6 protein-coding genes are annotated in these 13,006 nt (G+C 74.2%); 1 reads left to right on the top strand and 5 read right to left on the bottom strand.

The annotated features are described in order from the left end of the window. Nucleotides 1-155 precede the first annotated feature (155 nt). Nucleotides 156-815 carry a cutinase family protein gene (locus tag ACWED2_RS22915; RefSeq protein WP_449692522.1) on the top strand — a complete coding sequence of 220 codons (660 nt, stop codon included), beginning with the start codon at nt 156-158 and terminating at the stop codon, nt 813-815. A 43-nt stretch (nt 816-858) separates the two neighbouring features. Here the strand turns inward: ACWED2_RS22915 and ACWED2_RS22910 are convergent, their stop codons facing one another. The 5 genes from ACWED2_RS22910 to ACWED2_RS22890 are packed head-to-tail and all read right to left on the bottom strand — an operon-like array spanning nt 859 to nt 12,938. Then, nucleotides 859-2,079 (bottom strand): lipase family protein, encoded by a 1,221-nt coding sequence (locus ACWED2_RS22910; RefSeq protein ID WP_449692521.1) that lies wholly within the window; start codon nt 2,077-2,079, stop codon nt 859-861. A gap of 19 nt (nt 2,080-2,098) precedes the next feature. Then, the gene (locus tag ACWED2_RS22905; protein WP_449692520.1) at nt 2,099-3,073 is read right to left on the bottom strand and encodes an alpha/beta hydrolase; all 975 of its coding nucleotides are present in this window, start codon (nt 3,071-3,073) and stop codon (nt 2,099-2,101) included. A 9-nt stretch (nt 3,074-3,082) separates the two neighbouring features. Further along, nucleotides 3,083-4,660, bottom strand: coding sequence for an acyl-CoA carboxylase subunit beta (locus ACWED2_RS22900; RefSeq protein ID WP_449692519.1), 1,578 nt, complete (start codon nt 4,658-4,660; stop codon nt 3,083-3,085). After that, a complete protein-coding gene (locus tag ACWED2_RS22895) occupies nt 4,660-11,196 on the bottom strand; it encodes an SDR family NAD(P)-dependent oxidoreductase (RefSeq protein WP_449692518.1) in 6,537 nt (2,178 codons plus the stop codon). The genes ACWED2_RS22900 and ACWED2_RS22895 overlap by 1 nt, the downstream gene beginning before the upstream one ends. Further along, on the bottom strand, nt 11,193-12,938 hold the full coding sequence (locus tag ACWED2_RS22890; RefSeq protein ID WP_449692517.1) for a fatty acyl-AMP ligase: 1,746 nt from the start codon (nt 12,936-12,938) through the stop codon (nt 11,193-11,195). Before ACWED2_RS22890 ends, ACWED2_RS22895 begins: the two co-directional genes overlap by 4 nt. Nucleotides 12,939-13,006 lie beyond the last annotated feature (68 nt).

Below are 13,006 nucleotides of genomic sequence, written 5' to 3'. Positions count from 1 at the left end.
ACCGGCTGAACAATTCCCGGCACACCGGGAAATCACCTCTTGCCGGGTTCGGCAACCACTGCGACGCTGCGATCACCGCAAGCGAAGCACGCATTTCCGCCCCCGCGGAAAGCGCTTGCCGACCCCTTTTCCCACACAACGAGGTGTGCTCAGCCATGATTCGCTTCCCCCAGAAACGCCTGCTTTCCGCCGCGGCCACGGTCGGTTTCGCCGTCGCCGGGCTCTCCGTGGCCGCCGCACCCGCCGCTTCGGCCGCACCCTGCACCGACATCGACGTCCCGGTGGCCCGCGGCACGGGCGAGCCCGGCACGCTCGGCCTCATCGTCGGCGACCCGGTCTTCGCGGCCGTGCAGAACCGGCTGCGGCCGCGGACGGTGAGCAGCTACCGCGTCGACTACCCCGCCGACCTCGGCGAGCCGGCCTCGGTGCAGAAGGGCAACACCGACCTGGTCGCCCACGTGCGGGCGCAGGCCGCGGCCTGTCCGGCCCAGCGGTTCGTCCTGGTCGGCTATTCCCAGGGCGCCAACGTCGTCGACAACTCGATCGGCATCAGCAGCGACGGCGCCATTGTCGGCGGCCCGATCGTCGCGACCATCCCGGCGGACCTCGCACCCCGGATCGCCGCGATCCTGTTGTTCGGCAACCCGATCCGCGCGATCGGCCGCTCGGTCACCGGCACCTACGCCGGCCGCACCAAGGACTACTGCGCCTCCGGCGACCCGATCTGCCAGGCGGGTGGGCTCGACATCCTGGCCCACCTGAGCTACGGCGGCGAGGCGAACGACGCGGCGGCCTTCGCCGCGGGCAAGGTCTGACGGAACGGCGTGGGGCCACCTCGAGGTGGCCCCACGCGGTTCCTCAACAGTTCGCCGGGGCCGGGTCCCCGTTGAACCGCTTCACGATCCACTGGTGCGCGTCGGCGTTGCCGGCGAGGATCCCGCTCGCGTGGTCGGCCAGGTAGGTGGTCCACTGCTCCCGCACCCCGGCCGCGCAGTACGCCCGGTGCAGCGTTTCCGCCTGCGGCGTGTTGACGATCTCGTCGATGCTCGCGTGGTACTGGAACACCGGCACCCGCGGCGGGTGGGCACCCAGCTTGTTCTGCGCCAGCCGCGCCTGCCACTGCGGCGTCCCCAGTGGATTCGACGTCGTGAAATCGCTGATCTTCTTGAAGGAATAGTTCAGCAGCAGTTCCGCGGTGCACGCGTTCTTCTTCGCGTCACCCAGCTGCTGACGGCCGGTGTCGTTGAGGAACGAATCCAGCTTCAGATCCGGGTAGGCGGCGTCGAGCCCGACCGAGGCGAAGGCCAGGAACCCGAAGCCGAGGTAACCGTCGAGGCCCTTGGCAACCTCGGTCAGGTCGGCGGGCACGCCGCCCGCGACGACGCCGACGACGTTCAGCTCGGGCGCGTACGTGGGCTGTTTCTCGCCCGCCCACATCGATCCACCGCCGCCCTGCGAGTAGCCCTGGAAGATCACCTTGGCGCTCTTCGAAAGCCGGGCCGCCGGGAGGTCCTGCGCCGCCCGCACCGAGTCGATCACGGCGGGCCCCATGGACTGCCCGGTGATGTAGGTCGGCACGGTCGTCGGCGAGTAGCCCTCGTAGTCGGTCACCGCGACCGCGTAGCCGCTGGAGAGCGAGTCGTTGATGGCGGGCTGGTCGTAGAGCGTGCCGCGTTCCATCGCCTTGGACGCCGTGCACTTGAACGCCGGGCCCTGGGTGCCGACGGCGTAGCCGATGACCTGCGCCTTGGCCGGGTCCACGCCCTTGGGCACCAGGATCGTCCCGGTCACCGCGTTCCGGTTCCCGAGCGCGTTGGTCGACAGGTACATGACCTGCCAGGCGTCGGCGTTGAGCGCGTTCAGCAGCGGGACCGTGGGCCGCCAGCGGATGACGTCACCCGGCTTGCCGGCCGGCAGCGGGGACGGCGGGGTGTAGAAGGAGTCGTCGAACGGGCCGGGCAGCAGCGGTGCCGCGCCGACCGGCGGGCTCGCGGCCGCGACGCCCAGCGCGACCAGGCAGCAGGTCAGGAGCGCCGAAAGCACGGCGCGACGTCGGGCATGCTTCACCACAACCTCCATCGGGGAAAGGGACCTGCGCTCAGGCCGGGAGGCCGAGCGCGCCGGCGAGGACCGGCCAGGACTGGTGCAGGGCCCGCTGCCAGTACGGCCAGCTGTGGGTGCCGGGCCCGTAGTAGTCGACGGTCACCGGGATGCCGGCCGTCCGCAGGCGGTCGGTGAAGCTGCGGGACGACATTTCCGCCGTCGACTCCAGGAAGTCCGCCTGGTTCGGCGGGTCGAGCGGCCCGGTCTGCCCGTTGCCGCAGGAGACGTAGAGCGCGGTGCCGCGCAGCTGGTCGACGTGGTCGTACGGGTTGTTCGCCGACCAGAGCACCGGGCTGCCGAACGCGTCGCCCCAGAGGTTGAGGTAGCTGTAGAACCCGGCGCGCGCCAGGATGCCGATGATCCAGATCGGGAGCCCCGGGTAGAGCGTGTTCGGCACCCCGCTGTAGGACGCGGCCGCACCGAACATCCCCGGGTGCTTGAACGCGTACGCCATCGCGCCGTAGCCGCCGATCGAGAGCCCGGCGACCGCGCGCCGCGTGCCGCCGCGGTAGCCGCGTTCGACGATCTGGCGCACTTCGGCGGTGTGGAAGGTGTCCCAGTCGGGGGTGTTCCAGAGGCCGAAGTTCCACCACTTCGTGTACATCCCCGCCGCCCCGTCCGTCGGCATCACGACCAGGGCGTCCTTGGCCGCGGTGAACGCCTTGACGTCGGTGAACTGGTCCCACGAGCGGTAGTCGACCGGCTCGCAGCAGCCGTGCAGCAGGTACAGTACGGGCCAGGTCCGGGTCGGCTGCGCGGCCCAGCCGGACGGCACGATCAGCCGCACCATCCCGGTGGTGCCCAGGGCGGGCGAGCTGATCTGCAGGTCGACGGTCCGGGCGTCCAGCCAGGTCTCCTGGACGACCTTCGCCCCGTCGTCGGCCACGGCCGGGCTCGCCGCCTGCGCGGGCGCCACGGCACCGCCGAGCAGGAGGACGACGGACAGCGCCAGCAAGGCGATCCGCTTCATGAGAGCTCCTCAGAGGGGGATGTTCCCGTGTTTCCGGGCGGGCAGGCTCTGGCGTTTGGTGCGCAGCATCCGCAGGGCCCGCGCCACCTGGAGGCGGGTCTGCGACGGCGTGATGACGTCGTCGACGTAGCCGCGTTCGGCGGCCAGGTACGGGCCGCCGTGGTGCTTGCGGTACTCGTCGGTGAGCCGCCGCCGGGCCGCCTCCCGCTCCCGCGGCGGCAGCCCGGCCAGCTCGCGCCGGTAGAGCACCTGCACCGCCCCTTCGGCGCCCATCACCGCGATCTCCGCGGTGGGCCAGGCCAGCACGACGTCGGCGCCGAGGTGCTTGGAGCCCATCACCGCGTAGCCGCCGCCGTAGGCCTTGCGGACCACCACGGTCACCTTCGGCACGGTCGCCTCGGCGTAGGCGTAGATCAGCTTGGCGCCGCGGCGGATGATCCCGCCGCGTTCCTGGCCGGTGCCCGGCAGGTAGCCGGGGACGTCGGCCAGGGTGAGCAGCGGGATCGAAAAGGCGTCGCAGAACCGCACGAACCGCGCGGCCTTCTCCGAGGCGTCGATGTCGAGCACGCCGGCCTGGTGGCGCGGCTGGTTGGCCACGATGCCGACGGTGTGGCCCTGCACCCGCCCGAACGCGCAGATCACGTTGGCCGCGAAGGCGCTGTGCACCTCGGTGAACTCGCCGTCGTCGACCAGCGCGGCGATCAGCTCGGCCATGTCGTAGGTCTCGTGCGGCGAGTCGGGCACCAGCCGGTCGAGTGCGAGGTCGGCGGCGGTGAGCCCGGGGCTGGTGTCGTCGGCGTAGGACGGCCCGGGGTCGAGGTTGTTCGCGGGCAGGTACCCGAGCAGCGTCTGCACCCAGTCGACGGCGTCCTGCTCGTCGACGGCCCGGTGGTGGGCGTTGCCGGCGACCTCGCTCTGCACGGCCGCGCCGCCGAGCTCCTGCGCGGTGACCCGCTCGCCGGTGACGGCGTGCACGACGTCCGGGCCGGTGACGAACATGTGCGAGGTGTCGTCGACCATCACGGTGAAGTCGGTCATCGCCGGCGCGTAGACGGCACCGCCGGCGCACGGTCCCATGATCATCGAGATCTGCGGGACGACCCCGGAGGCGTGCGCGGTCCGGCGGCCGAGTTCGGCGTAGTAGGCCAGCGAAACGACGCCTTCCTGGATCCGGGCGCCGCCGGAGTCGTTGATCCCGACGACCGGGCAGCCGATGGTCATGGCCAGGTCCATCAGCTTGAGGACCTTTTCGCCGGAGACCTCGCCGAGACTGCCGCCGAAGACGCTGAAGTCCTGGGAGAACACGCAGACCTGCCGCCCGTCGACGGTGCCGTGCCCGGTGACGACGCCGTCGCCCCACGGCCGGTTCGCGTCCATCCCGAACTCGGTGCAGCGGTGCCGCGCGAACTGGTCGAGCTCCACGAAGGAGCCGGGGTCCAGCAGCAGCCCGATCCGCTCCCGCGCGGTCAGCTTCCCCTTGGCGTGCTGCCGGTCGACGGCCCGCTTTTCGGCGATCCGCACGGCTTCGTCCTGCCGGGCGGCGAGGTCGGCGATCCGGAACGCGGTGGTCGGGGTCAGCTCGTCCATCACCGCACCACCGCCCCGAGCCGTTCGGCCAGCACGCCCACGTGCGGTGGATCGATCATCGACACGTGATCGCCGGGAACCCGGACGACCTCGAGGGCCGGGCAGTACGCGTCCCAGCCGAGGGCGTCGTCGGTGCGCAGGTACCGCGGGTCCAGCGCGGTGGTGAGCGGGTGCGGGTCCTGGGCGCGCAGCAGCACCACCCGCCCGTCGTATTCCTCCGGGAGGTACCGCTCGGCCACCCGGGCGTCCACATAGGACTCGTACTGGTGCTTGAGGACGCCGGCGCCCAGGTCCGGCACCTGCTCGGTGAGCTCGGCCATCACCCACCGGAGCTGCGCGTCTTCGTCCAGCTCGGCCAGTTCCTCGCGGGGCACGGCGAAGGGCACCCCGTAGGTCCGGGAGATGTGGGCGGCGAACCGGTCGAAGCGGTCCAGCAGCAGGTCCGCCGGGGTACCGGCGGCGGGCAGCGGCAGGATGGTGTCGATGAGGAAGACGACTTCGGCGCCGTCCAGGTGACGTGCGGTTTCGTAGGCGAGGCAGCCGCCGAACGACCAGCCGCCCAGCCGGTGCGGGCCGTGGGGCTGGATGTCCCGGATCAGCTCGGCGTACCGGGCGGCTTTGCCTTCGACGGTGGTCTCCGCGTCGAGGCGTTCGAAACCGTAGACGGGCCGGCCTTCCGGGAGGAGCCGGGCGAGTTCGCGGTAGACGCTCGCGGTACCGCCGGCCGGGTGGAAGAGGAAGACGGGCTCGTCGTCGACGCCATCGCGCAGCAGCCGCACCGGCCCGCCACCGTGCCCTTCGAGCTCGGCGCGCAGCAGATCGGCCATCGCGGCGACGGTGGGGGTGGCGAAGAGCCGGTCTTCGCCGGGAACGGCGGCGAGGTGCTCGGCGAAGACCGCGCGCAGTTTCCGGGCTTGCGCGGGGCTGCCGCCGAAGCGGTCGTGGACACCCGGTTCGGGACCGCCGAGGACGGCTCGCCAATGCCGGGCCACCCAGCGTTCGGCGGGATCCCGCGGCCCGGTGCCGGCCGGCGAGGTCGCGGGACCGGCCTGCCCAGCCGGCTCGGCGACGGCCACCGGTCCGCCCCCAGCCCGCCCAGGCAAGTCCCTCGGCCCAGCACCGGCAGGCGAAGCCAGCTCGGCTACGCCCGCCGACCCAGCGCCATCCGGCGACGCAAGCCCGCCAGCCCGCCCAACCAAGCCCGGCGGCTCGGCACCGGCGTCCGCAGCGGGCCCGAAACCCGCCTGCTCGGCCAGGTGCCCGGCCAGCTCCGCCAAACTCGCGCCCCGCAGCAGCAGCGGGATCGGCAACGGCAGGCCGAAGTCGCGTTCCACCGCGCCGCGCGCCCGCATCGCCGACAGCGAGTCCAGCCCCAGCCGGGTGAGCGGGACCGTCCGGTCGATCTCCGCCAGCCCCAGCAGGTCCGCGACCAGACCGGCCAGGTGGTCGGCGATCGCCGTGCGGGCTGCTTGCGGTGTCGCCGAGCGCAGGGCCTCCAGACCGTCCCAAGTGGACGCTGCCACCTTCGGCGAGAAGAGCGTGAAGAACGGCCGCTCGCCCAGCCTCGGGAAAAGCTCCAGCACCGTCGGCGCGTCCACCCGGGCCACTCCGGTCGTCACCCGGTCCCGTGCCAGCACGAACTCCAGCGCCGACAGCGCTTCCTCGGTGCCGAGCGGGTCGAGCACCGGGTTGGCCGAGCCCGCCGCCGCGCCCACCTCGCCCCACGCGCCCCAGCCGATCGTCGCCGCCGGGAGGCCGTGGGCGCGGCGCCACGCCACCAAGGCGTCGGCCCACGCGTTCGCCGTCGCGTACGCGGCCTGGCCCGGCGAACCGAACAGCGCGGCCGCCGACGAATACACCAGCCACCAGTCGAGGTCGTGCCCGGCCGTCGCCTCGTGCAGGCGCCACGCGCCCAGCGCCTTCGGCCGCCAGACCGCTTCGAGCGCGTCGGCGTCGAGGCTGATCGCGGCGCCGTCGGCCAGGACGCCGGCGGCGTGCAGCACCCCGCGCAGCGGCACGCCCCCTTCGACGGCCGCCGCGACCAGGGCTTCGGCCGTGCCGGGGGCGGCGATGTCGCCGGGCACCACCCGGACGTCGATGTCCAGCTCCGGATCGGCGGCGCGCCTGCTGTTCAGCACCAGCCGGGTGGCGCCCCGCGCGGCCAGCCACTTCGCCGCCGCCAGACCGAGGCCGCCGAGGCCGCCCGTGATGATGTACGCGCCGTCGCGCACCGGCTCGCGCACCGGCTCGCCCAGCGCTGGACGGATCAGGCGCCGTGTGTAGCGGACGCCGTCACGCCAGGCGATTTCGTCGTCCGGCCCGTCCGCGCGGACCTCGTCCCGCAGCCGGTCCGTGCCGTCGACCTGGCTGACCCGCAGTTCGGGGTGCTCGAACGCCAGCACGCGCACGAGCCCGCGCACCGCGGCCAGGCCGGGGTCGCCCCGCTCGCCGGGCCCGACGGCGTGCGCCCCGGCGCTCACCAGCCACAACCTCGGCGCCACGGGCAGTTCGGCCAGCTCGGCGACGACCCCGGACAGCGTCTCGACCAGCCGCGCCCCGCGCGCCGGATCGGGCTCGGCCGCGTCGCCGAGCATCGCGAGGACCGCGGCCGGTTCCCCGTCGCGCAGCAGCTTCGCCAGCTCGGCCCGATCGCCGAGCCGGGCGGTGCGGACGTCGACGCCCGCGAACTCCGCGCTGACATCGCCGTCGGAAAGCACGATCCAGCGCGGCCCGCGGGGGCGCCCCCCGTTTTCCACACTACCGGCCGGCACCGACAATTCCGGCGCGGCGGGCAGCGGTGCCGGCCGCCAGGCGGCCTCGAACAGCAACCGGGCCGTCGCCGCTTCGCGGTAGGGGCGGCAGTAGACGTCACGGAACTCGACCAGGACGACGTCGTCGGCGCCGACCAGCTGGACGCTGCCGAGCACGCCGTCGCCGGACTCCGCGAGCACGGCGTCCACCCGCACGCCACGGCGGGGGTCGCCGGCGACCACCACTTCGCCGATGCTGAGCGGCAGGTGGAGGGCCTCCGCCTCGCCGACGGCCGCGGCCAGCGCGTGCAGGCAGGCGTCGGCGAGCGCCGGGTGCAGCACGTAGGCGGGGTGGTCGGCTTCCGGCTGCGCGATCGACGCCGACGCGCGGCCGGGCGCGGCGGTCACCCGGCGCAGGCCGCGGAAGGCCGGGCCGTAGGACTGTCCCAGCTCGGCCAGCGCCCGGTAGACGTCGACCGGTTCGCCGGTGGTTTCCCCGAACGGCGCCGACGGCGTGCCGCCGGTGCCGATCCGCGCGGTGGCGTGCCGGACCCACTGCGTCCCGGCTCGCGTGTGGACACTCAGCTCGGTGCCGCGCAGCGTCGTGGTCACCTCGGTGTGTTCGCCCAGTGGCAGGACTTCCCGCAGCTCGAGGTCGTGGACGCGGCCGCCCGGCCCGGCCGCGGCGAGCGCGAGCTCGAGGAAGCCGGTGGCCGGGAACACCGGGACGTCCCGGACGGTGTGGCCGGCCAGCCACGGCAGCGCGCCGGTGCCGACGTCGCCGCGCCACAGGCCGCCGCCGGCGGGGTCTTCGATGTGCACGCCGAGCAGCGGATGGGCGCCGCCGGTGCGGACGGGCCGGCGCGGCCAGAAGCGGTCGTGCCGCCAGACCGGGCCGGGCAGCTCGACCGGCGGCGTCTGCGGCCGGCCGGCCAGCACGCCCGGATGGCTCCGGTTGTCACCACCGAGCACGTGCAGCCGGGCCAGGCTGGTCAGGAACGCCGTCCGCTCGTCGATCCGGCGGCTCGCCGAGGGCAGGCCGAGCGCACCGGACTGCTCGATCGCGGCCAGCGCCACGGGGTGCGGCGAGATCTCGACGAAGACGGTGTGCCCGGCACCGGCCGCCGCGGCCAGCGCCTGGCTGAACCGCACGGGACGGCGGATGTTCGCCGCCCAGTACTCGACGTCGAAGGAGGGCGGGTCGTCGTGGACGCTGCTGTAGCACCGGATTCCGGGCGGTTTCGGGACCAGCCCGGCCACCGCGGCGCGGAACGGGCCGAGCACCGGCTCGACGGCGGCGGAGTGCCCGGCGCCCCCGACCGGCAGCCGCCGGGCGAGCCTGCCGAGGTCTTCGGCGTGCGCGACCACGGCTTCGACGTGCTCGGCGGCCCCGCTGACGGTGCACTGGGTAGGCGAGGCGTACACCGCGATGGTGACGTCGGGAAATTCCGCGAGTTCGGCGGGCGAGAGCTCGACGAGCGCCATCGCGCCGCCACCGCGTTCGTCGAGTTCGGCGAGCAGCCGCGCCCGGGCGGCCATGACCCTGAGGCCGTCGGCGACCTCGAGCGCCCCGGCCACGACGGCGGCGGCGACCTCGCCCATCGAGTGCCCCAGCACGGCGGAGGGGACGACATCGTGCGCCCGCCAGAGGGCGGCGAGGGCGAGCTGCATGCCGAACAGGGCCAGCTGGGTCGCGGCGAGGTCGGGCAGGTCGTGTTCGAGGGCTTCGCGCAGGGAGAACCCGGCTCCTGCGCGGAACACCGGATCGAGGGCCTCGATTTCGGCCCGGAACGCGGGCTCCGAGCGCAGCAACTGGCGGCCCATGCCGGACCACTGCGAGCCGTAGCCGGAGAAAACGAAGACGACCCCCGGATCACCCGGGCCCGCCCCGGCTCCCAAACGCCCCAATGTGGCATTGGGTGCATGTGACGCACCGAACGCCACATTGGGGCGCTCGGCACCGGCTCCCGAGCGCCCCGCACCGGCGGCCGAGCCACCGGGCCCGCCGGCCGGCCCGCCCACGATGCCCCGTCCGGCGGCCAGGTCTCGCAGGGCCGCGACCACTTCGGCCCGGCTCTCCCCGACCACCGCGCCGCGCACCGGCAGGTGCTCCCGCCGGTGCGCCAGCGTCGCCGCGACCGCGTCGAGCGGCGCCGAATCCTCCGCCAGCCAGTCCGCCAGCTCACCGGCCCGCACTCGCAGCACGTCCGCCGACCGCGCCGAAAGCGCGAACACCTGCGGCCCGCCGGCACCGGCCCGGGGCGGGAACGATGCCGCCGGCCACTCCTCCACCACCACGTGTGCGTTCGTCCCGCCGAAGCCGAACGCCGACACCCCGGCCCGCGCCGTCCCGGAATAGCGCGGCCAGTCCGTCGCCGACGCCACCACCCGCAGCCCCGTGAAGTCGATGCGCGGGTTCGGCTCGCGGAAGTGCAGGCTCGGCGGCAACCGCCGGTGCGTCATCGCCAGCACCACCTTGAGCAGCCCGGCGATCCCGGCCGCGCCTTCGAGGTGCCCGAGGTTGCTCTTCACCGACCCCAGCAGCAACGGGCGGCCGGGCGCGCGTCCCGCCCCGAGCACCGCGGCCAGCGCGCCCGCCTCCAGCGGATCGCCCAGCGGTGTCCCGGTCCCGTGCGCCTCGACGTAGTCCACAGAGGACGGATCGACGCCCGCCGTCGCGTAGGCGTCGCGCAGCAACGCCGCCTGGGCGTGCGGGTTGGGTGCGGTCAAGCCGTTCGACCGGCCGTCGGAGTTCACCGCGCTGCCGCGGATCACCGCCAGCACCCGGTCGCCCCGCGCCGCCCGCAACGGCTTCAGCACGACCACGCCGCACCCCTCGCCGCGCGCGATCCCGTCGGCGCCGGCGTCGAACGGCTTGCAGCGGCCGTCCGCGGCCAGCACGCCCGCCCGGTGGAAGCCGGCGGTGATGCCGGGCGAGAGCAGCACGTTGACCCCGGCGACCAGCGCCGTCTCGCTCTCGCCGCGCCGCAGGCTCTGCACCGCCTGGTGCACCGCGACCAGCGACGACGAACACGCGGTGTCCAGCGTCAGGCTGGGCCCGCGCAGGTCGAGCAGGTACGAGAGCCGGTTCGCCGCGATGCTCGCCGCCGCGCCGGTGCCGGCCCAGACGTCGACCCCGGCGACGTCGGTCATCGTCAGCGAGCCGTACTCGGTGGCCGACAGCCCGACGAACACCCCCGTCCGCGTGCCGCGCAGCGTGGCCGGCGGGATCCCGGCGTGCTCCAGGGCCGCCCAGGCGACCTCCAGGAGGATCCGCTGCTGCGGATCCATCGCCTCGGCTTCCCGCGGGGAGATGCCGAAGAACCCGGCGTCGAACCCGGCGACGTCGTCGAGGAAACCGCCCCGCGACGGCACCCCGGCGAGATCCTCCACCGAGGCGAACGTCTCCCACCGGCCTTCGGGGACGGCGCCGATGCCGTCGCCGCCCTCGGCCAGGAAGCGCCAGAACGCCTCCGGCGACTCGATCCCGCCCGGCAGGCGGCAGCCGAGGCCGACGACGGCGATCGGTTCGCCTTCCTCGAGCGGGGACACGTACGCCGGGCCGCCATCCACAGTGGACAGGTGGTCGGCGAGCGCGGCGATCGTCGGGTACTGCCACACCAGGGTCGGCGACAGCGGCCGTCCGGCGAACTCGCCGAGGTCGGCCGCCAGGCTCGTCGCATCCCGTGAGGACAGCCCGGTTTCGTGCAACGGCCGGTCGACGTCCAGGTCGCCGAGCCGGGCGAGCAGCCAGGCGCGGATCGCCGCGGCGTCCGGCGCGTTCACCCGAGCCGCCGCGCGGTGAGCGAACCGTCCAGGTAGGACGCCCGGCACCGGGCCCTGCTGATCTTGCCGCTGGAGGTGCGGGGCACCTCGCCGGGGGCCAGGAAGACGACGTCGTGCAGGCGCAGGCCGTGCCCGGCCGACACCGCCGCCCGCAGGGCCGCCGCCGCCTCCCCGAGATCGGCATCGGTGTCCTTCGCGCGTTCCAGGACGACGACCGCGGCTTCCCCGTCGTCGCCGTCGATCGCGAAGACCGCGGCCGAGTGCGGCCGGACGGCCGGGTGCGCCTCGACGGTCTGCTCGATGTCCTGCGGGTAGTGGTTGCGGCCGTCGACGACGACCAGGTCCTTCAGCCGGCCCGTCACGAACAGCTCGCCGTCGAACACGACGCCGAGGTCGCCGGTCGCCAGCCAGCCTTCCCCGGTCTCCGGATCGAGCGGGGGCAGGCCGAAGGTGGCCGCCGACGCTTCGGGCCGGCCCCAGTAACCGCGGCCGACGTTCGGGCCGCTCACCCGGATTTCGCCGACCTCGCCCGGTCCGGCGGGCCGCCCGGTGCCCGGATCGGCGATCAGCACCCGCTGGCCGGCCGGGTGACCGCACGAGACGAGCGTCGTGGCGGACGCGCCCGCGGCGGACGGCACCGCGTAGCCGGCGGCGAGCCGGGCCCGGTCGAACGTGACCTGCCGGGGCGGCTTTCCCGCGTCCGTCACGGAAACCAGCACGGTGGCCTCGGCCAGGCCGTAGGAGGAGCGGTGCACCTCCGGCCGCAGCCCGCACCCGGCGAAGGCGTCGTGGAACTTCGCGATCGTCGCCGGCAGCACCGGCTCGCTGCCGTTGATCAGCGAGACGACCCGGCTCAGCTCGAGGTAGTCCTTGTCGGCCTCGGTGACGCGGGAAGCGCAGTAGGCGTAGGCGAAGTTGGGGGCCGCGCTGATCGCGCCGGGGCTGGCCGAGAGCGCCCGCAGCCAGCGCGCGGGCCGTTCGAGGAACGCCAGCGGGTCCATCAGGACCGCCTCCAGCCCGCCGGCCATGGGGGCGCCGATGCCGAGGATCAGGCCCATGTCGTGGAACAGCGGCAGCCAGCTGACCGTCGACGTGGTCCCGCTCTCGGCACCGTAGGCCGCGCACGCCTGGCGGGCGTTGGCGAGCACGTTGCGGTGGGTCAGCACGACCCCGGCCGGCGAGCGCGTCGAGCCGGACGTGTACTGCAGGTAGGCCGGGGCGTCGGGCTCCGGCTCGGGCCACTCGCGCGCCCCGGCCGGCGGCACGGCGTCGACGTCGACCACCACCGGGTCGACCGCGGCCCCGGCGAGGAACCGGGCGACCGCCTCGTGTTCCCCGGCCGTGGTCAGCACGACGCGCGGGCCGCAGTCGGCGAGCGCCGCGGCCAGCCGGCCCGCGTGCCCGGGCAGGCCGGGCGCGAACAACGGCACGGCGACCAGTCCCGCCCGCAGCGCGCCGAGGAACGCGACGACGTACCCGGTGGACTGCCCGGCCAGCACCGCCGCCCGCTCGCCCGGACCGGCCACTTCGGACAGCCGGGCCGCGACCGCCTCGACCCGCTCGTCGAGTTCGCGCCAGGTGAGCGTGACGGCCCGGCCGTCGCCGCCGTCGCGGTGGTCGAGGTGGGTCACGGCGATCCGGTCGCCGAGGCGGCGCGCCCAGTGACCCAGCAGGGTCGCGAACGATTCGCCCGCGGCGACGGGGGCACCGGTGACGGGAACCGGCCGGGGAATGGTTTCCAATGCATCCTCGCAGAGAGCGTTTACCGGCGCAGTGAATATCCGCCCCGGTGCGGTTGTCAACGATTCGA

It is taken from the genome of Amycolatopsis sp. NPDC005003 (genome assembly GCF_053600695.1).
Note: the sequence above shows the minus strand (reverse complement) of the source record. Positions and strands in the feature narration are given on the sequence as shown.

What these genes read in the sequence shown, in the direction of transcription:
- ACWED2_RS22905 (WP_449692520.1), bottom strand. Translation starts at nt 3,073, where the DNA reads ATGAAGCGGATCGCCTTGCTGGCGCTGTCCGTCGTCCTCCTGCTCGGC.
- ACWED2_RS22910 (WP_449692521.1), bottom strand. Translation starts at nt 2,079, where the DNA reads ATGGAGGTTGTGGTGAAGCATGCCCGACGTCGCGCCGTGCTTTCGGCG.
- ACWED2_RS22915 (WP_449692522.1), top strand. Translation starts at nt 156, where the DNA reads ATGATTCGCTTCCCCCAGAAACGCCTGCTTTCCGCCGCGGCCACGGTC.
- ACWED2_RS22900 (WP_449692519.1), bottom strand. Translation starts at nt 4,660, where the DNA reads ATGGACGAGCTGACCCCGACCACCGCGTTCCGGATCGCCGACCTCGCC.